General features: G+C 61.5%; 11 protein-coding genes. All 11 read left to right on the top strand.

Features of this window, described 5'->3' with window-relative positions; translation table 11 throughout:
• Positions 1 to 23: 23 nt before the first annotated feature.
• The 11 genes from LCH97_RS01790 to LCH97_RS01840 all read left to right on the top strand — a co-directional run bounded on the left by LCH97_RS01790 (position 24) and on the right by LCH97_RS01840 (position 20,893).
• Positions 24 to 9,782 carry a filamentous hemagglutinin N-terminal domain-containing protein gene (locus LCH97_RS01790; protein WP_227303095.1) on the top strand — a complete coding sequence of 3,253 codons (9,759 nt, stop codon included), beginning with the start codon at positions 24 to 26 and terminating at the stop codon, positions 9,780 to 9,782.
• Positions 9,783 to 9,850: 68 nt separating this feature from the next.
• Positions 9,851 to 10,234: a VanZ family protein gene (locus tag LCH97_RS01795; protein WP_227303096.1), complete on the top strand. Its 384-nt coding sequence runs from the start codon at positions 9,851 to 9,853 to the stop codon at positions 10,232 to 10,234.
• Positions 10,235 to 10,270: 36 nt separating this feature from the next.
• Positions 10,271 to 11,560 carry a Xaa-Pro aminopeptidase gene (gene pepP / locus LCH97_RS01800; RefSeq protein WP_227303097.1) on the top strand — a complete coding sequence of 430 codons (1,290 nt, stop codon included), beginning with the start codon at positions 10,271 to 10,273 and terminating at the stop codon, positions 11,558 to 11,560.
• Between the two features lie 41 nt (positions 11,561 to 11,601).
• Positions 11,602 to 12,771, top strand: a complete 1,170-nt coding sequence (locus LCH97_RS01805) for an FAD-dependent oxidoreductase (RefSeq protein ID WP_227303098.1) — start codon at positions 11,602 to 11,604, stop codon at positions 12,769 to 12,771.
• Between the two features lie 78 nt (positions 12,772 to 12,849).
• Positions 12,850 to 14,004: a UbiH/UbiF family hydroxylase gene (locus LCH97_RS01810; RefSeq protein ID WP_227303099.1), complete on the top strand. Its 1,155-nt coding sequence runs from the start codon at positions 12,850 to 12,852 to the stop codon at positions 14,002 to 14,004.
• Positions 14,005 to 14,023: 19 nt separating this feature from the next.
• A complete protein-coding gene (locus tag LCH97_RS01815; protein ID WP_227303100.1) occupies positions 14,024 to 14,782 on the top strand; it encodes a DsbC family protein in 759 nt (252 codons plus the stop codon).
• Positions 14,783 to 14,785: 3 nt separating this feature from the next.
• Complete coding sequence (locus LCH97_RS01820; protein ID WP_227303101.1) at positions 14,786 to 15,349, top strand: hypothetical protein; 564 nt, start codon at positions 14,786 to 14,788, stop codon at positions 15,347 to 15,349.
• A 107-nt stretch (positions 15,350 to 15,456) separates the two neighbouring features.
• Positions 15,457 to 15,714, top strand: a complete 258-nt coding sequence (locus tag LCH97_RS01825) for an acyl-CoA-binding protein (protein WP_017508078.1) — start codon at positions 15,457 to 15,459, stop codon at positions 15,712 to 15,714.
• A 167-nt stretch (positions 15,715 to 15,881) separates the two neighbouring features.
• Positions 15,882 to 16,037: a hypothetical protein gene (locus LCH97_RS01830; RefSeq protein ID WP_227303102.1), complete on the top strand. Its 156-nt coding sequence runs from the start codon at positions 15,882 to 15,884 to the stop codon at positions 16,035 to 16,037.
• A 178-nt stretch (positions 16,038 to 16,215) separates the two neighbouring features.
• Positions 16,216 to 19,008 (top strand): YjbH domain-containing protein, encoded by a 2,793-nt coding sequence (locus LCH97_RS01835; RefSeq protein WP_227303103.1) that lies wholly within the window; start codon positions 16,216 to 16,218, stop codon positions 19,006 to 19,008.
• 43 nt (positions 19,009 to 19,051) lie between these two features.
• Positions 19,052 to 20,893 (top strand): SLBB domain-containing protein, encoded by a 1,842-nt coding sequence (locus LCH97_RS01840; protein WP_227303104.1) that lies wholly within the window; start codon positions 19,052 to 19,054, stop codon positions 20,891 to 20,893.
• Positions 20,894 to 20,909 lie beyond the last annotated feature (16 nt).

The following is a 20,909-nucleotide window of genomic DNA, read 5'->3' on the forward strand; positions in this document are numbered from 1 at the left end:
GTGGCTGCAGAACGGAAAACATAATGAAAGCAAACCACTCGCACGATATCGCCAATCTGGCCATCCGTACCCTGCCACTGTTGGTGGCCATGGCCTTCAACCCGGCACTGGCGCAGCTGGCTGGCAATGCACTGCCTACCGGCGGCCAGATTGTGGCCGGCCAGGGTGCCCTGCAGCAGGCGGGCAATACCCTGAATGTGCTGCAAAACAGCCAGCAGATGATTACCAACTGGCAGAGCTTCAATATCGGCCAGCAGGCCGCCGTGAACTTTGTGCAGCCTAATGCCAGCGCACTGATACTGAACCGCGTGATTGGCGCCGACCCGTCGCAGATCTTTGGCCAGATGCGTGCCAACGGCCAGGTGATGCTGATCAACCCGAACGGCATCCTGTTCGGGCCGACTGCCCAGATCAACGTGGGCGCCCTGATGGCCTCGTCGCAGTCCATCAGCAACGAAGATTTCCTGTCCGGCAAGTTCAAGCTCAGCGGTGCCAGCCAGGCGGTGCGTAACGCCGGCAGCATCAATGCAGCCGACGGTGGCTACGTGCTGCTGGCGGGTGCCCAGGTAGACAATAGCGGCACCATTACCGCCAAAAACGGCACGGTAGCGTTGGCCGCAGGCCGCGACATTAGCGTAACGGTAGGCCAGACCGGCTTGCTGAAGGTGAAAGTGGAAACCGCCGCCGCGCAGGCCAGCATCAATAATGCCGGCGCGTTGGTGGCCGACGGTGGCCATGTGCTGCTCACCGCCAAACAAGCCGGCCCGCTGGCTTCGGTGGCCATTAACCAGACCGGCATCGTACGCGCAGATACGCTGAACCAGAAACAAGGCGAAATCTGGATCGACGGCGGTGCCGGTAAAGTGGTGCTGGCAGGCGAGACCAGCGCCCAGGCCACCAGCGGCCAGGGTGGCCGCATTGTGGCTACCGCGGGCGAGCTGCAGGTGGCCGGTGCGGTGAATGCATCGGGTGCACAGGGCGGCGGCCAGGTGTATCTGGGTGGCGGCTGGCAGGGTAAAGACCCGGCTATTGCTGAAGCAGGCAGTGTCACCATTGGCCAGGGCGCCAGCGTGGCGGCCAGTGCTACCGAAGCCGGCAACGGCGGTACCGTGGTGGCGTGGTCGGCAGATGCGACCCGTCTGCAAGGCAGTATCGAAGCCAAAGGCGCGGGCCAGGGCAGCGGCGGCCAGGTAGAAACCTCCAGCCGTGGCGTACTGGGCGTGTCCGGCAGCGTGAATGTGGCGTCGGCAGGCGGCCAGGGCGGGCGCTGGCTGCTGGACCCCACCGACCTCACCGTGGTGGGCGGCTCCACCGGTACGGCATGGGCTACCGCCAACGGCCAGTCTGGTGCCGTGAACAATGTGCTGGCCAGCAGTATCGAGGCCTCTCTGAATGCCGGCAGCAGCGTAGAGCTGCAGGCCGACAACAAGATCACCATCCAGAGCGACATTTCCAAAACCGCTGGCGGCGACGCCTCGCTGGGTCTGAGTGCCGGCGGGGATATCCTGCTGGATACCGGTGCCGATATTTCATCTACCGTGGGCAAGCTGAATGTGGACTTTGGTACCGCCAGCAAAACCGGTGGTACCGCCACGCTGAAGGGTACCGTTAACACCAACGGCGGCAATGTCACCTTCCACAAGCAAGCCGTGCTGGCGCATGGCACGCCGATTTCCACCAAGATTACCCAGACCAGCAGTGCGGCCTCGGGCAACATCACCTTCAATAAAGACGTGAAGTTGGCCGCACAGGCTTACAGCGTGGCGCTGAATGCGCAGGGCGCGCAAAGCGGTGCCAACTACACCGGTGCCGGCGGTGACATCATTTTTAACGGTAGCATTACGTCGGCCACGCCGGATGTGGTTCCGCTGTCGCCGCAGGCGCTGTCGCTGGACAGCACCGGTAGCGTTGCCGGCAACATCGTTCTGGGTGGCCAGGCCAGCGACCGTGTCGGTGGCAGTGGCAACGAGGCGCTGCGCAGCCTGACGCTGGCGGGCGATACCGATATCGCGCTGAAGGCTGGCACCATCAACCTGCTGAGCTCCAGTGGTGACGTGCTGACCGCGTCCAATATTGCCGGCATCACCACCACGCTGACCCTGAATACCGATACCGTCATCAATGTAGGCGGCGGTACCATTCCGGGCGTGGCGACCGGCTACACCGACTACCGTCAGCAAACCTTCAATATCAAAGGCCAGACCTACGGGCTTACCATCAATTCGGCGCGCTCCATCAAGCTGAAAAACACCGAGATTGATGTCAAAAACCTGAGCCTGAATGCGTTTGCCGACACGGGTGCCACCGCGGGTGGCGTGCTGCTGGATAACGCCAAGCTCATTACGCGTGGTGGTGACCTGTTTATCGGTAAGAATGGCGGTTTTGCTACCGGTTACGGTGGCGATGCCGACGGTGTGACCGACGGCGTGCGCCTGAGTAATAGCACCATCAATACCAACGGCGGCAACCTGCAAATCAGCGGTGAGGCGCCTACCAGCAGTAGCGCAGGCGCCGGGGTGAAAATCACCGGTGCGGCCACGCAGGTCAATACCGGCGCGGGCAACCTGAGCATCAGCGGTAAAGTGGCCAACCAGGCTGGCTCCGGCAACAAGGACGGCGTGATCATCGGTGAAGACGGCGCCTCGCGCGTGACGCTGCAAACCACCAGCGGCAAGCTCACCATCGAGGGCGACGCCAGCAGCCTGACCACCACGCCTACCGGTGGTACACGCTACGACGGCGTGATCATCTCGTCCAAAGCGCTGATCAAGACCGATAGCGGCGATATCCAGATTACCGGCAAGGGCGGTGGCGGCAGCCACGCCTTCCTCACCGAGAACCACGGTATCCGCATCGAAGATACCGAAACCAGCATCCTGTCCAAGAGCGGTGATATCACGCTGTCCGGCACGTCGGGCGGCAAGACCAGCGCCACCGGCGGCGAGAACAGCTTTGGCATTTACGCCAAAGGCCAGACCATGTACCTGGGCAGCTCATCGGTTGAAACCGGCTATGGTGCATCTACCGGGGTGATTACGGTAGAAGCCGACAGCATGCAGTTTGTGAACAGCTCGGACTACCACCTGAATGTGGCCAGTGCGGGCGAGCTGCGTGTGCGCCCGCTCAGCACCGGCCGCAACATCGATATCAGCAGCGCCGGCGCGGTAGATAAACTCTACCTGGGCAACGACTGGTTCAATGGCAGCAGCAAAGCCATTTTCCGCCCAGGCTTTGGCAGTGGCGATGCGGCCAACCCGGGCATTACCCTGGGCCGTACCGACGCCACCGGTAGCTTGACCGTGAGCAGCGCTACCACCCTGCGCGACAACACCGCGCTGGTGATGGGCGGCGCGGGCGGCAAGGTGCTGATCAACGCGGCGCTTACCGTCAAGGCCAGCGACGCGGCACAAAGCCGCCAGCTGGTGCTGGACGTGGCAGGCGGGGCTACCGGCAATGGCGTGATCAATACCAACAAACTGCTGCTGAACGGCAGCGGTGATGTGGTGCTGGGCGGCGCCAACCTGGTGGATACCCTCACGGCCAACCTGGGCGACCGCCTGGACTACACCAACGCCAAATCGCTGCTGATCGGCCAGGGTAGCTATGTGCGCACCAATGACCCGCTGGCGGCCAACCTGCAAACCAATACGCAGACCACCACCAGCAGCGACGGCATTGTTACCAGCGACGACGCGGTCAATATCACACTGAGCAATGGCGACCTCACGCTGGATCGCAGCGTGAACGTGGGCACGGCTACCGCGGCGCTGACCACCCAGGCGGGGGGTATTGCCGAGCAATCCGGTGCCATCATTACCGCCAACAAGCTGGCGTTAGCCAGCCAGGATAACGTGACGCTGGATAACACCAACCAGATCAACGTACTGGCGGCCAACGTCAGCGGTAGCGGTGCCGACCTGAAGTTCACCAATGGCAAGTCCTTGCTGCTGGATCGCGTGGCGGTTACCCCGCTGAGCGCAGACAGCAGCGCCGTGGTGACTGCCGGTACCACCCAGCAGCGCGATGGCGTGACCGTCAACGACATGACCCGCCTGAACCTGACGGCGGGCGATTTGACCCAGTCGGCCACCGCAGGCCAGGGCCGGGTGACGACAGCCAACCTCAAGCTCACTCTGGCCACCGGCCAGGTCGTGCTGAACGACACCACCAACGACATCGGTACGCTGGCAGCTACCCTGCAGGCCAGCAACAAAACCTTGAGCGTGAAAGACAAGAACGCGCTGCAGGTGGGTACCGTAGACGGCAGCAACGGCGTACAGACCAATAACGCTAACATCACGCTGGAAGCATCGGCTGATGCTACCTCCACCACCGGCGATCTGCAGCTGGCCCAGCAAGTGAATGCCGGTACGGCCGACGTGCGTCTGGCTTCCGGTAAGGGTGCCATCAACGAAACCACAGCCAGCGGCATCATCACCGCCAACGAGCTGAAACTGGTGGCGGTGAATACCTCCACCCTGGACAGCGGCAACGCGGTAGATGAAGTTACCGCCAGCATCAGCGGCAATGGCCAGGGCGTGCGCCTGACCAATACCCGCAGCCTGGTAGTGGGCGACCTGGATGCCCAGACCGGTATCACTGCGCCGGGCGAGGTGCGCCTGACGCTGGCGGCCGGCAACGGTGCGGTGCGTAACCTGACGCAAACGCAGGATATCAAGGCCGGAGGCCTGAACGTGGCCAGTGATACCGGCGATGTCACGCTGGAGCGCACCACCAACGAAATCGGCAAACTGGCCGCCCGCCTGGATGGCGCGGGCAAGACGCTGAAGCTGAAAGACAAGGACGGCATCGAGATTGCAACCGTGGATGGCCGCAGTGGCCTGCAAACCAACGGTGGCGATATCAACCTGGTGGCCGCAGCAGACGGCGCCAGCACCACTGGTGACCTGCTGATGACGGCAGATGTCACCACCGGCGGCAGCGATGGCGTCGTGCGCCTGTCTTCCAAGAAAGCGGCCGTCAGCGGCGCGGGCAAGCTCACCGCCAAGGCGCTGCTGGCGCAGTCGGTAACCGGCGTGAACTTGTCCAGCAAGCTGAGCAATGTGCAAACCGTGGCCGGTTCGGTCAGCGGTGTGGGTGCATTCAGCTACCGTGATATCGATACGCTGGAAGTGGGTACGGTAGCCGATGCGGCCAGCGTGCCGGTAAACGGCATCGTCACTAATAACGGCAGCGTGCAGGTAACGGTGGCAGAAGATGCTAGCGCTACCGGCGGCGACCTGAACCTGACCCAGTCTGTCAGCGCCGGCGGCAGTGGCAAGAACATTGCCCTACAGGCCTACAAAGGCAAAATTACCGAAACAGCCAATGTCAGCCTGAGTGCCGACCAGCTGCAGATTCTGGCGCGTGACACCACCCAGCTGACCAACCCGTCCACGGGTACCGGCGTGCACAATATCGGCACCCTGGCCGCCGTCATTACCGGCGCGGACCAGAGCCTGACGTACTTCAACAGCGGCGCGTTGACCGTGGGCAGCGTCACCGCCAACGACACGGTAAACCCGTTGCACGGCGTGACCACAGCCAGCAGCGGCCATATCGCCATTGCCACCGGCAACGGCACGCTGACGCTGGAAAAAGCCGTAGCGGCAGGCGGGGCGGGCTCGGTAGACCTGCGCGCAGGCAGCGCGGGTAGCGATATCGTGTTCAATAACGGCCAGGCCAAGTCCGGTAGCGGCACGGTGCAACTGGTCGCAGCGCGCGACATCGTGACCACCACGGATAACAACCAGGTCAACGAGCTGCAAACCACCGGTAATGTGCTGCTGCAAGCGGGCCGCACCATCGGCGCCGACGGCAAGCGTATCGAAGTGGCCGACGCCGACAAGCTGGCGGCCAGCGCAGGCGGCGATGCCTGGCTGCACAAAACCCGCCAGAGCGGCAGCGGTGATGTGAAAGTGGATGCCGTCAGCAAGGCTGCCTACAACGGCAGCAGCTTTGGCGGTGCGGCAAGCGACCAGTCCGGCGTGCGTGCGGCAGGCAATATCGCCCTGAACGTGGCCGACGGCCAGCTCGCCATCAACCAAGACATCGTGGCCACGCAGGGTGGCAGCGTCGACCTGCGTACCGGTGGCGTGAACAAAAATATCGTGTTCGACAGCACGGCAGGCGTAGAGAGCAGTGGTGCTAGCGGCGACCGTCGCATCCAGCTGGTCAGCAGCGGCAATGTGCTGGCCAACGGGGTAGACGCCGACAATAACGACGAAATCCGCACCAGCGGCAATGTACTGATCTCGGCGGCCGGTAGCGTTGGTGCCAATGGCCAGCGCATCGAAACCAGTACCGTCGCTACCCTGGCGGTAGAGAGCGGTAGCGAGCAGTGGCTGCGCCAGAATAACGGCAGCCTGACCATCGGCAGCGTGGCCGCCCTGACGCCAGGCGATAATGCACTGACCCGCACAGCGGCCAACCTGTCCGGCCTGGTCAGCAAGAACGGCAATAGCGCCATCCATCAGGATGTCAGCGCCGGCGAGCTGACGGTAGACAAAACCGTCTCCGCCAGCGGCAGTGGCGACGTGGACCTGCGTGCCAGCGCCGCCATGCGCTTGCAGTCTGGTGCCAATGTAACGTCGCAAAGCGGCAACATCCTGCTGTCTACCGGTGGCACCTTCAGTGCAACCGACAGCAGCCAGGGTGTGCAGACGGTCAGCACCGCTGGCGGCACGCTGGTGATCGAATCCAACGGTGCCATCGACCTGAGCCAGGGCCGCCTGAACACCTCGGGTGCGGCGGCAGGCAAGGGCGGTGAGATCTACGTGCACAATGCCGGCGTCAATGGTGACATCACCGTGGGCCAGAGCATCAAGAGCCAGGGTGGCAGCAATGCCAATGGCGGCACAGTGACCCTGCGCAACCAGAACGGCAATATCCTGCTGGCCAATACCATCGACGTGACGCGCGGCATTGGCGGCAGCAACGATGGTGCCATCCAGCTGCAGGCGCACGGCGACATTACCGATACCGCCAACGGCTTGCTGTCCGGCGATAACAACGGTGAGCTGTCGGTGCGTAGCACCAACGGCAAGATCAGCCTGCTGGCGAGCGGCAACGGCGGCCACCAGATGGCGACCGCCGCGTTTGCCACCAGCGCTAGCGGCAAGCCCGCCACGGTGGACTACACCGACAAGACCGCACTGGTCGTCGGCACCGCCGGCGGCAAAGGTTCGGCGCTGGCCGGCCCGTTGGCCGCGCCTAGCAGCCAGGTAGCCGCCGTGTCCGGCGTGCACACCGTAGCCGGTGGCGCGCAGGGCAGCGTGGTGATCCAGAGCGGTGGTGCACTCACCGTGACCCAGGCCGTCGATACCCAGCCGACAGCGGGTAACGGCGGCAAGGTCACCTTGCGTAGCGACGGCGCCTTGCTGACCCAGGCCAGCATCAATACCTCGGGCACAGCTGCCGGTGGCGATGTGCTGCTGGAGCGCACCGGTAGCGGTGCCGCTGATATCACCGTGGCCGCCGCCATCAACAGCAACGGTAGCCAGGGTGGCAGCGTTACCCTGAAAAACCCGACGGGCGGTTTGCTGCTCAACGGCCAGATCGACACCAATGGCAGCGCCCAGGGCGGCCGTATCCAGCTGGCCAGCAGCGGCGATATCAGCCAGAGTGCCGCGCTGAAAGCCAGCGGCGGTGGTACCGGTGCGCTGAAGATCATCAGTGCCGGGCAGGTAACACTGGATAACGCGGGTAACAACGTGGATATCCTGGCTGCCAGCCTCAGCGGTAACGGCAAAGCCCTGAGCTACCTAGATGCAGACGGCCTGACGGTGGGCAGCGTGGCTGCCTACGAAGGCCAGCCGCTGGTAGCCGGTGTGGCTAGCAACAAAGGCGACATCACCCTGCGCAACCAGGCCGGTGACATCACCGTGGCGCAAGCCATTGCCAGCCAGGGCGGCAAAGTGGCGCTGACGGCGGTACAAGACGCCGTGCTGAATGCCACGGTGGCCGCCGGTGCGGCCAACCTGCAGCTGCAAGCTGGCCGCGATGTAAAAGTCAACGCGCTGGCTTCCACTAGCGCCAGCCCGGCCCAGCTTACCGCCGGGCGCGACATCACGCTGAACGCCAACCTGCAAACTGCAGGCGGCAACGCCACGCTGAATGCCGGGCGCGACCTGACCCAGAACGCAGGTAGCCTGCTGGCCGGCAATGGCCGCGCTACGCTGACAGCCGGTGGCGCAGCCACCCAGGCCGGGGTTGGCCGCATCGAGGCGGGCGAGCTGGCACTGACAGCGGTGAACAATAGCAGCCTGCAGCAGGCCAACAATATCGGCACCCTGGCCGCCAGCATCAGCAATGGCAGCCTGCAGCTGCGTGACACCGATACCCTGCGTGTCGGCACAGTGGGCAGCCTGAGTGGCGTGACAACTGGCACGTCGCAGCAACTGACCGTGGACGGTGGCGACATCGACGTGGCGCAAGCCATGCAGGCGAATGGCGGTGCGCTGGAACTGCTGGGTGGCACCGGTGCCATCCGCATCAATGCGGGCCTGACAGCCAAAGGCGGCGACCTGACCGTGCGAAGCACCAACGGTGCCATTGCGCTGAACGGCGACGTGAACGCCGCGGGCCGTACCGCTACCCTGGCGGCAGGTGGTGCCAATGGCCAGCTGCAACTGGCGGCCAATGTACGTGCCGATACCGTGCTGCTGGACGCGGCGCAGGACATCCTGCAGCAATCCGGCAGCGTGCGTGCCGACGCGGCGCTCACCGCCAAAGCCGGGCGTGACCTGCAACAAGGCGGTAGCCTGGTAGCCGGTACGCTGGGTTTTGACGTTGGCCGCGACCTGCTGCAGCAAGGCGGTGGCAGCCTGTCTGCCAGCCGCACCGAACTGAAGGCTGGCGGTAACGCCCGCCTGGAAGGCAGCAATAACCTGGCGGGTATCCTGGCCGCGCGTACCGGTGGCCAGCTGCGCTACCAGGACGCAGGCGATCTGACCGTGGGTACGGTCAATGGCAGTCAGGGCATTCAGGCTGGCGGTACGCTGTGGGTACGCGCCAAAGGGAATGTCACGCTGGACAAGACTGTCAGCGCGGCCGGTAGCGGCAATAACGCCCTGGTGCTGGTGGCGGGCAAGCGCCTGCTGAACAACGCCGGTGGCAATGCGCTGCAGGCCAGCAATGGCCGCTGGCTGGCCTACGACGACAACCCGCTGCTGCTGCCAAATGGCCTGAACTACACCTTCCGCCGCCTGGCTACCCACTACGACCGCTACAACGAGTTCCAGGTGGCCGAGCAGGGTAACGGCTACCTGACCACCGCCGTGATCGGCTTTACCGAGCAGTATTCGCGCCTGAACGGCGGGGCTACCGAAGCCGCCGATGCTGGCGTGGGTGTGGCGCTGTCCGGTGGCGCTACGCGCAACCGTGTGCTGGAAGTACCGGTGCAGCAGCCGGCGTCGGTTTACGCTAGCGTGCTGAGCCGCCCGTCGCTGGCCAGCCCGACAGTATCGGCCAACGGCCCGGTGATCCAGTCCAGCATGCCGCTGGTGCTGCCGGTGCAGCCGGGGCGCGACTTTGTCGCTGCCTTCCGCGACCTGGTGGGTAACGCCACCATCGAGTCGGTGCGCATGGCTGACGGTAGCGAGCTGCCAAGCTGGTTGCTGGTCAATAGCAGTGACCAGACCCTGGCGGGCAGCTTCCCGACCGATCTGAACACCGCGGTCAAGCTGCAGGTGCGGGTTATGGATGCCGGTAGCTCGGATATCTACCCGGTAGAGCTGACTATCCTGCCGCGCGATCGCATGGCAAGCGTCGGTTACTATTAAGCCTTAGCGGGTTTCATGCATCACAACCCCGGCCTGGCCGGGGTTTTTGCTTATGAAGTGGGGTGCTTATGCAGGTTTTGATCAGTCGGCTGGTGTGGTACGTGCCGGCCTTGCTGTGGTGGGGCGTGATGGTGTACTGCCTGTGGCTGATGCCGGCCGGGCAGCCGTCGGGCATACCGTATTTTGACAAGCTGGGGCATTTTGCCCTGTTTGCCGCCTGGGCTGTGCTGTTGACCGCGCCGGCTTTATGGCGCAGCCAGCCATTACGCCAGCTCATGCCCGCAGTGCTGGGGGCCTGCCTGCTGTGGGCGGTGGGGTCCGAGCTGGGGCAGGCGCTGCTTACCGAAACGCGTAGCGCCGAAGTGATGGATGCGGTGGCCGACATGGTGGGTGCCTTGACCGGCGTCATGTTGGCCGCGCATGGCATCGCCCTGTGGCGTGCGCGGGTGTAAACTGGGCGCCGTTTTCTCTTGCCGGGTATGAACACCATGCCACTTAGCCTGCAACACCGCCGCCAGCAGCTGCTGGCCAGCCTGGGCGATGCCATTGCCGTGCTGCCTACCGCGCCCATGGTCATCCGCAATGCCGACGCGCATTACCCCTACCGAGCCGATAGCCACTTTCTGTACCTTACCGCCTTTGACGAGCCCGAGGCCGTACTGGTGCTGGACGGCCGCCGTGGCAAGAGCATGCTGTTCTGCCGCGATAAAAACCTGGATATGGAGATCTGGGATGGCTTCCGTTACGGCCCGGCCGCGGCCGCCGAGGCATTCGGTTTTGACGAGGCCTACAGCATCAGCGAGCTGGATACCCGCCTGCCGGCCTTGCTGGAAAACGTACCGGCACTGTACTGGCCGGTGGGTAATGGGCAGATCGATACCCGCGTGGCCGGCTGGCTGGCCAGCGTACGCAGCCGAGCGCGTGTGGGGGTGGATGCACCGGCGCAGTACGGTGACCTGCTGCCGCTGATCGACGAGATGCGGCTGCGCAAGGACGAGCGCGAGCTGGCTGTGCTGCACCACGCCGGGCAGATCTCGGCCGAGGCGCATGTGCGTGCCATGCGTGCCACCCGCCCCGGCATGTACGAATACGAGGTGGAAGCCGAGCTGCTGCACCACTTTATCCGCCATGGTGCGCGTTACCCGGCTTACGAGAGCATTGTCGCCGGGGGTGCCAACGCCTGCACCTTGCACTATGCGGCCAACAATGCGCGCCTGAATGATGGCGATTTGCTGCTGATCGACGCTGGCTGCGAGTTTCGCGGCTACGCCGGCGACATCACGCGCACCTTTCCGGTAAACGGGCGCTTTAGCGGCCCGCAGCGCGACCTGTACGAAGTGGTGCTGGCTGCCGAGCTGGCCGCTATCGATACCATCGCCCCCGGCGTGGCATTGAACGTGCCGGCCGACGCTGCCTTGCGCGTGCTGGTACAGGGCATGCTGGATTACAAGCTGCTGCAGGGCACAGTGGATGGTGTAATCGAATCTGGCGAATACCGCCGTTTCTACATGCACGGCATCGGCCATTTCATTGGCCTGGACGTGCACGACGTAGGCTTGCGCAAACCTGGCGGCCAGTGGCGCAGTTTCGAGCCTGGCATGTGCACCACCATCGAGCCGGGCTTGTATATCCGCCCGGACGATAGCGTGCCGGCGGCGTACCACCATATCGGTATCCGTATCGAGGACAATGTGCAGGTCACCGCCACTGGCCACTATGTGTATACCGACGCGGCACCAAAACGTATCGACGATATCGAAGCCCTGATGCAGGCCTGATGCCTGCCCCAATGTGGAGGCCGCTCAGGCGGCAATAAAGCATGCAGAACATACCTCAGCATAGTGATGTGGTGATTGTGGGCGGTGGCCCGGTAGGTGCGCTGGCCGCATTGCGGCTGGCCCAAGCCGGCCGCCAGGTGGTACTGATCGAAGCGCGCGCCGAGAACGAGCCGGTGCGCGATGCCCGTGCGCTGGCGCTATCGTGGTATAGCCGCGAGCAGCTGGCGCTGGCCGGTGCCTGGCCGGACAGCCTGCCGGCCACCGTCATCGATACGGTACATGTGTCGCAGCAGGGCGGCTTTGGCCGCACCGTGCTGCAACATACCGACCTGGGCCTGCCGCATCTGGGCGCCGTCATCGATTACCCGGTGCTGACGGCTGCGCTGGCGCAGGCGCTGGCCGCCTCCAGCGTCACCGTGCTGTGGCAAACCAGGGTAGAGCAGGCCAAGTCGCTATCGCGCTACGCCATGGTGACGCTGCGCCAGGCCGATGGTACGCAGGCTACACTGACCAGCCGCCTGCTGGTGCTGGCCGAAGGCGGGGCGCTGGCAGAAAGCTTGCCCGGCATCCGCCGCCACGTGCACGACTACCAGCAAAGCGCCGTGCTGGCACAGGTGCAAACCAGCCAGCCGCATCAGCACCGCGCCTACGAGCGCTTTGCCAGCGATGGCCCGTTTGCCCTGCTGCCTTACGGCGACAGCATGATGCTGGTGTGGACGCGTAGCCACGCCGACGCCGCGCGCCTGCGCGATGCCGACGATGCCGTGGTGCTGGCCGAGCTGCAGCAAGCCTTTGGCGAGCGCCTGGGGCAATTTACCGCCGTGGGCGCCCGCGCGGTGTTCCCGCTGGCCCTGCGCCAGCTGAACAAGGTTAGCTCCGGCCGCGTGGTCATGATTGGCAATGCTGCGCAAACCATGCACCCTGTCGCCGCGCAGGGCTTTAACCTGGGCCTGCGTGATGCGGTAGGCCTGGTAGACGCGCTGGCGGGGGCTGCCGACCCGGGCGACGCCGCCGTGCTGCGCCGTTATAGCGCCAGCCGCCGGGTAGATAGCCACGCCGTGGTAGGCTTTACCCATGGCCTGATCCAGCTGTTTGACGGCCATCACCCGGTCGTCAAGGCATTGCGCGGGGTGGGGATGTCTGCGGTGGATGCGGTGGCACCGGCACGCCGTGCCTTTGCCAGCCATCTGGTGTTTGGCGTGGGTGTATAAAAGAATACGGCTTTGCTGCGGCCAACCTTACGTCTGGTTTTGCGTTAAGGTTGGCCGCTTCATGTCAGAAAGCAGAAGATGAACGAGCAATACGATGTGCTGGTGGTGGGTGGTGGCCTGGTAGGCGCCGCCTTGGCGCTGGCGCTGGATAAACAAGGCCGCCGTGTGGCCCTGGTCGAAGGGCAGGGTGAATCCTTGCATGGCCTGGAAGAGGGCTGGGATGCGCGCATCTACGCCATCAGCCCGGCCAACCGCGCCTTTCTGGCGGGGCTGGGGGCCTGGCCGGACATGGCGCGCATAGGCACCATTGCCAGTATGGATGTGCGTGGCGACCTGGGTGGGCAGATTGCGTTTTCTGCTGCCGACGCCGACGCCGAAGCACTGGCCTGGATAGCCGAAAACCGTTGGTTGCTGGCTGCCATCTGGCAGCAGCTGCAGCACGCCAGCGGGGTCACGGTGATTCGCGGCCAGCGCCCGCAGGCGCTGTGGCAAGCGCCGCAGCACGCCGGCCTGGTGCTGGACGATGGCCGCAAGCTGCAGGCGCAGCTGCTTGTCGGGGCTGACGGGGCGAACTCCTGGGTGCGCCAGCAAAGTGGCATTGCGGCCAACATCAAGCCCTATGGCCACAGCGGCGTAGTGGCCAATTTCGCCTGCGAAAAGCCGCATGGCGATATCGCACGGCAGTGGTTCCTGGGCGATGGCATCCTGGCCTGGCTGCCCATGCCCGGCAACCGCATCAGCATGGTGTGGTCTACCAGCCAGCCCGAGCCGCTGCTGGCGCTGTCTGCCGAGCGTCTGGCCGAGGTGGTGGCCGACGCGGGCGGCCATGCGCTGGGGCGCCTGGATGTGCTCACGCCGGCGGCTGCTTTCCCCTTGCGCCTGATTACCCCCGAGCAGGTGATTGCCGAGCGCGTGGCACTGGTGGGCGATGCAGCGCACACGGTGCATCCGCTAGCGGGGCAGGGCGTGAACCTGGGCTTCCAGGATGCCGCCAGGTTGGCCGCTGCGCTGGCCGGCCAGGGCGATTGCGGGCAATGGCTGACATTGCGCCGCTATGAACGAAGCCGTAAAGAAGCTGTCCGAACCATGCAACTTACCTGCGATGCCCTGTTTGGCCTGTTTCATGCCAAACAGACACCTGGCCTGGCCTGGCTGCGCAATACCGGCTTGAACCTGACTAACCGTCTGCCGCTGATCAAGCGCCAGCTCGCCCGCCACGCCGTGGGCTTTTAACTGTTTTCAAAGGACTACCATGTCATTCCGCCTTCGCCAGTTTGCCCTGGCCACCCTGATGTTGCCGCTAATGGCTTGCAGCGCCTCTGCCGCCGAAGAAAGTGCCGATACGGTCAAGGCTGTATTCAAGACCAAGTTTCCGCAGCATGAAGTCAGCACCGTACAAGCAGCACCGGTCAACGGCTTGTACGAGGTGGTTGTGAAAATGAAGCGTGGCGGGCGCGAAGAATTCACCGTGGTGTACGTGGATGGCAAGGTGGATCACCTGATTACCGGCGACCTTATCGACACCAAGACCCGCCGCAGCGTAACCGAGGCCCGTCTGGACGAGCTGAATAAAGTGGTAGTGGACTGGAAAGCGCTGCCGCTGGACAAGGCTATCAAGGAAGTGCGCGGCAAGGGCGAGCGCAAGCTGGTGGTGTTCTCCGACCCGGATTGCCCGTACTGCAAACAGCTGGAGCGTGAATCGCTGGCCAAGCTGGATAACGTCACGGTTTATACCTTCCTGTACCCGCTGGCGCAGTTGCACCCGGATGCCGAACGCAAATCGCGCCAGATCTGGTGCAGCAAAGACCCGGCACAAAGCTGGACAGCCTTTATGCGTAGCGGTGCCAAGCTGGCCGGTAAAGACAATTGCGCCACCCCGCTGGCCGAGATTGCCGCGCTGGGTGAAAAACTGGGCATTACCGGCACCCCGGCATTGATCTTCCCGAATGGCACGCTGGTGCCTGGCGCTATCCCGCTGGCGGCCATCGAGGAAAACCTGGCAGCCAAATAAGCCATGCACTTTCTGCCGCATAGCCAGGGGGAGCGGCTCTTGGCCAGCGCCTTGCTGGCGGTGGCACTGCATCTGGCGGGGTATTTGCTACTGGATGGTCTGCCGCCAGCCAGGCAGGGGCAGGTGGGGCTGACCGTGCGGCTGCAAGCTGCGCCCGAAGTGGCGCAGGCGGCAACACCCGCCGCGCCAACCGCAGCAGCTGTGGCAGCCCCGGTAGCGGTATCGCCCCTTGCGGCCAACCCTGAGATGGCGAGCGATGTGGTACCGGCCCGTGCTTTGGCGCAGGCCCGCTATTACACGGCCAGCGAGCTGGATAAGCTGGCCGAGCCACTGCAGCCCATTGTGTTGCCTGAACTGGAAGATGCATTGCCGCCGGATACGGTATTGGACGTTTATATTGACTATCAGGGTGTTGTGCAGCGGGTAGTGCTGCCTGGTGGGTTGGATGAACATTTTGCCTCCCAGGTAAAGCAGCGTTTCCTGGCGGCGCAGTTTGCCCCGGCCGAAAAGAATGGTGTGGCGGTAAACAGCCTGAAACGCATAGTGCTTCAGGCTGAGGACTTGTGAAACGATCGTTTCATGGTAAATTTGCAACAGCCAGTATCTATGGCGGCTAACAACACACGAACCGGTGGGCGCCAGGCGCATCACCCAGAATAGAGAAGGAAACCAATATGTCCGATTTGAAAGCCCTGTTCGAGCAAGCACAGAAAGATGTCACCAGCCTGGCCGAGCGCCCGGACAACCAGACTCTGCTGCAGCTGTATGCACTGTTCAAACAAGCTACCGAAGGTGATGTACAGGGCGAGCGCCCGGGGATGATGGATTTCATCAATCGCGCCAAGTACGACGCATGGGGCAAACTGCAAGGCCAGAACGCCGAGCAGGCCATGCAGGGTTATGTGGATGTTGTCAAACAGTTGATGGCATAACGCGCATATTCATAAAAACTTCGCAGGATGACAGCTGACTTCGTCAGTGCTTCACGCCTATAATGCAAAGGGTTGGTTTCCAATCCTTTGCTTTTTTTTTCCGGAGTGTCTTATGAAGAAAAGCCTTATTGCTGCAATGATCCTGGCAGCGGCTGCGATGCCAACTTTTGCTCAGACTGCTGGCGCTACTGCTACAGGTACAACTGGTAGTGCTGGTGCAGGTGCAGGTGCAGGTGCTGCAGGTTCTGGCGCTGCTGGTGCAGGCGCTAGTGCCGCCGGTGCTGCTGCAGGTGCAGGTGCCGCGGGTGCTGCTGCAGGTCTAGGTGCTGCTACCGCAGGTCTCTCTGTTGGTGCTATCGCTGCGATCGGTGCAGGTGTGGCGGCTGCTGTTGCTGCTTCTAGCAGCAACTCTACCACTACCCACCACTAAGCATTTGCTTGGTCGAAAGCTACCCTTGCCTGGCTCGGGTAGCTTTTTTTTGCCTTACTTCCGGACATCCCATGCGCCTGACCCCGATTGCCTTGTCTTTGCTATGCCTGCCTTTTTATGCGGTGGCTGTACCTTCCCTTACCGGCCAGTCTGGCCTGATGAATATGCCCGATGCGAGAGTGGAGGCAGATGGTCAGTATGGTCTTGGTTATAGCTACGACAGTCCGTATAGCACGCTGTGGACCAATCTAACATTTTTGCCCTACTTGCAGATGAATGGGCGTTTTGTCGGCATCCGGGGCACGCCGGGTTTTAACGGCAAGTATCAGCAGAGTTATGGTAGTTATAAAGACAAGGTTATTGATTTAAAGCTGCGCTTGTTGGAAGAGGGGCCTTTTGCCCCAAGCATTGCGGTGGGTAAAACCGATTTGCTCGGGACAGGTCTTTTTGCCGGGCAATATATTGCAGCCAGTAAGCAGTTTGGCCGCTTGGATACCACCTTGGGTTATGGCTCAGGCCGTATTGACGGTATTTTTGGCGGGGTGCGCTGGTTGCTACCCTACGGTGATGGAGGCTGGGCGCTGTTGGCCGAATACGATGCCAATAACTACCAGAAGGATTTTCGCGCTAACCAGACTTTTGCGGGCAAGCGTCAGAATGGCCCGGTGTTGGGCGTGAGTTATCGCTGGGGCTGGCTCGGGGCGGAGCTGGTAAGAAGCCGTACCCACAGCAGCATCAATACTTTTGTCAGTGTTCCTTTTGGCGAACGCGAGTTCGTACCCAAAATTTATGAGCCTGCCGCTTATCAGGTCATTCGTACTCGACCAGACGCGCAAGCTTGGCAGAGTGATCCACAGCATCGTCTAGGCTTGCTGGACGCGCTACACAAGCAAGACTACCGTGCGGTTTCGCTGGCTTACCAGAACGGGGTGTTGCACCTAGATTTTACCAATACCCGTATTAGTGATATGGGCCGTGCAGTCGGTCGAGCTGTGCGTACAGCACTGTATTTTGCCCCGCTGGAAACCCGTGTTATCAAAGTACGCGTGAATCGCCGTGATCTGGCCGTGGCGGATTACGAGTTTTTCAATCTGCCAGTACTGACTGCTTACCTGAATGGCCAGGCCACCCGAGCGCAGCTGCGGGAGGTGGCGCTTGTCAGCTATGCGGACCCCGACAAAGAACGTGAAGATTTTGATGCCTTGTCTGCCGAGCTGGATAAGGGCGTTGATCTGGACCTGATTGCCAACGAAGACGGACAAAGCATTCAGCTCAAAGGGCAGGATAAGCAGCTCAACCGCTTCAGTCTTGCGCCCAAACTGGTAATGCACTTCAACGACCCCTCCGGGGCATTGCGTTATGAGGTCAATGCGCAAGCCAGTGGCCAGTGGCGGATCAGCCCTCGTAACTATCTGGATGGTGCGGTTACGTACAAATTGTTCGAGAACGTCAGCAAGCTGGATAACCCGTCGAACAGCTTGTTGCCTCATGTCCGTACCGATATTGCCGAGTACAAAAAAGGTAATCCATTGCGCTTGGGGCAGCTGACGTATACCCATCTGTTTCAGCCTGCCCAGCGCCTCTACGGCAAAGTATCTGCCGGTATGTTCGAGGAAATGTTTGGCGGGGTGGCGGGGCAGCTGGTTTACTTTCCGCCTGCTTCGCGCTGGATAGGGGAGTTAACGGCTGAGGCAGTTCAGCAGCGTGACTATCAAGGCTGGTTTGGGCGTAAAGACTACAAAACGGTCACAGCCTTGGCTTCATTGCACTACAAACTGCCAGCCGGCATAACCTTGACCGGGCGTGCGGGCCGGTTTCTGGCCAAGGATAGTGGCGTGCGCATGGAGGTGAAGCGCCGATTTAATAGTGGTATCGAAGCGGGTGCCTGGTATACCTATACCGATGGCAAAGATATCACTTCGCCAGGGTCGCCGAGCAGTCCTTATCACGATAAAGGGCTGTTCATGAGTATTCCGCTAAACAGCATGCTGGCCATGGATACGCAGTCAACCGTGAATATGTCTATCTCGCCGTGGACGCGTGACGTTGGTCAGCAGGTGGAAGTGCCGCATAATCTGGTGCGTGAAATGGAGGATGCGGAAAGGCAGTTGGCCGTGGGCGATGCCTTGGGTCGTCTGGGTGAGCGCGATGATGAGTTGCCTACGGGGGATCTGCCAGACCCGGCATGGTGGCCTAGCGCGTCGGGTGTGCGTATCAGGCTGGGGGATAGCCTGGGTGCATTGCCAGATGTTGATAACGCAGCAATGGCCGCGGCGTTGGGCGTTTCTGCCGTCGCGGTAGCCACTACCCGTGACAAGGCCATCTACAAGCAGCTTTCCAAGCATGGCGATAATGCGGTGGTAAAGGCCTGGGATAAGGCTGGTCGGGCCGCACCTTTGCTGGCTGTGGGTGCAGCGGGCGCAGCCATGACTCTGGCGGATGACCCTGTGCTGGTCAATACCGGTATCATCAGCTTACAATCCGCTGCGCTGGCCGGTGGTACATCCTTGCTGGGTAAGCGGCTGCTTAATCGCGCCCGCCCGGAAGAGTCTGCAACCCAGGTGTGGCAGCAGTCGCGTAGTGGCAATCGCAGTTTCCCGTCGAATCATGCTGCGGTGACCATGGCGGCCATCACGCCATTTGCGGAGGAGTATCAGCTACCTTGGTTGTACGTTGCGGGGGGTATGGCGTCGGCAGGCCGGGTTGCCAAGGGCAAGCACTGGCTTTCTGACGTGGTCGCTGGTGGCTTGCTGGGCTACGGTACTGGCTACACCTTGTGGAAGGGCCAGCGCAATACCTTGGTGATGCCATCTGTATCGATGGCAGGCAAGGCAGTATCATTGAATTTGACGCATCAATATTGATCATGTGGGCCGCGGCCTTATAAAACAAAACTGGTAGGACACGATGAACAAGAAGATTTGCTTGCTTGGCTTGATGAGTCTGGTGGCTACCGTCCAGGCAGCTGATGATGTAGATATTGCACAAAGAGGCAGCGCGCTGGGCTCGCCGTTGCTGGCTAGCCCATCGGGCAAGCGTGATGGCATGACTGTCACCCAGGTAGTTGCCCCCGGGGCTGTTGCTGCCGTGTTGCCAGAATTTTCGCGCTACGTGGCTGATAGTACGGGTGACCAGTTGTCCTTGTTTGGTGCTGCCTATTTTAGCCAGGCACCATCCACCTTTGCCCCCTTGCAAAACATGAATGTGCCCGATGATTATGTTATTGGCGCCGGGGACGAGCTGCAGATTCGTGGTTGGGGCATGGTGGATATCGATTTGCTTAGCAAGGTAGACAGGTCTGGTGCCATTTATATTCCCAGAGTCGGCAATGTGAGTGTTGCGGGGGTTAAATTCAAAGATCTGCAAGGCTATCTGAAAAAATCCATCAGCAAGATCTTCACGAATTTCGAACTGAGTGTTTCCCTGGCGCAGACGCGCGCGATTCAGGTTTTTGTAACGGGATTTGCCCGTCAGCCGGGTAGCTATCAGCTAAGTTCACTCAGCAGTGTAGTCAATGCATTGTTTGCCGTGGGCGGCCCTGCGCCAGAGGGATCGATGCGGCGGGTAGAGATCAAGCGTGGTGGTAAAACGGTTGCCACCTTCGATCTCTATGCGTTCATTGCCGAGGGCAGCAAAGCAGGTGATATTGCCTTGCAAGATGGTGACATCATCCATATCCCCGCCATGGGCAACCTTGTTGCCATTGCCGGGCTTGTGAAACAGCCGGCTATCTACGAAGTGTTACCTAATGAGACGGTAAGTAGCCTGATTCGTCGTGCCGGTGGTGTTCAGCCTGTCGCAGAGAGCAGTCGTTTGCAGCTGGATGTTGTCGAGAAGGGCTGGCTCAAACCACTGGAAAATGTGCCGGAATATGTTGGTTTATCTGGCTTGCTGCAGTCTACAGCCAAGTTGCCACTGAAACAGGGTGGGGTTTACCGGCTTTCCAGCGTTGATGCCATAGCATTGCGGGCGAATGCCAGCCAGCACTATGTGAAGGTTGATGGTGAAGTAATCAACCCGGGTGTTTATAAGCTGAGCAAGGGCGAAACCTTGCGTGAGTTGTTGTCGCGCATAGGTGGGGTGAGTGACGATGCCTACCTGTACGGGATGATATTTACCCGCCCCAGTATCCGCGAACAGCAGCAAAAAGCCTTATCCGAGGCAGTAGAGCGTTTCGAGAAAGAGTCCGAGGCAGCTGCGGCGGCCAAGTTGGCCGCAACCTCGGTTGGCGATAATGCCATGGCGATCCAGGCAGAGCTGGATCGTAATCGCAAGCGTGCGCAAAGCATGCGTAAAGTGCAGGCTATAGGTCGTGTGGCGCTGGAGTTCAATAGTTACAAGCTCAAACTGAAAGATGTGCCTGATTTGCCGCTGGAAAACGGTGACGCGGTTTACGTGCCGCGCCAGCCCGGTACGATTAATGTCTTCGGTGCGGTCAACAATGCGACTGCTTTCATGTTCAAGGAGAACCGTCGTGTCAGCGATTATGTCCAGCTGGCCGGTGGTGCGGGGCGTAATGCAGACACCGATGAAGTGTATGTCTTGAGGGCTGATGGTACGGCCATCAGTCGGGCTGGCCTGGGCTGGTTCAGTTCTGTTAATGGCTACAAGGTCTTTCCTGGGGATAGCATCATCGTGCCGGAAGCAATCGAGCGTGGCATCAGTACCACGCAGAGTCTGAAAGAATGGACCACTATCCTGTACCAGTTTGGTCTGGGTGCGGCGGGTCTGAAAGTACTTAAAGACTGATGCGTGTAACTGTGCA

Source organism: Vogesella sp. XCS3 (assembly GCF_020616155.1).
Taxonomy (GTDB): domain Bacteria; phylum Pseudomonadota; class Gammaproteobacteria; order Burkholderiales; family Chromobacteriaceae; genus Vogesella.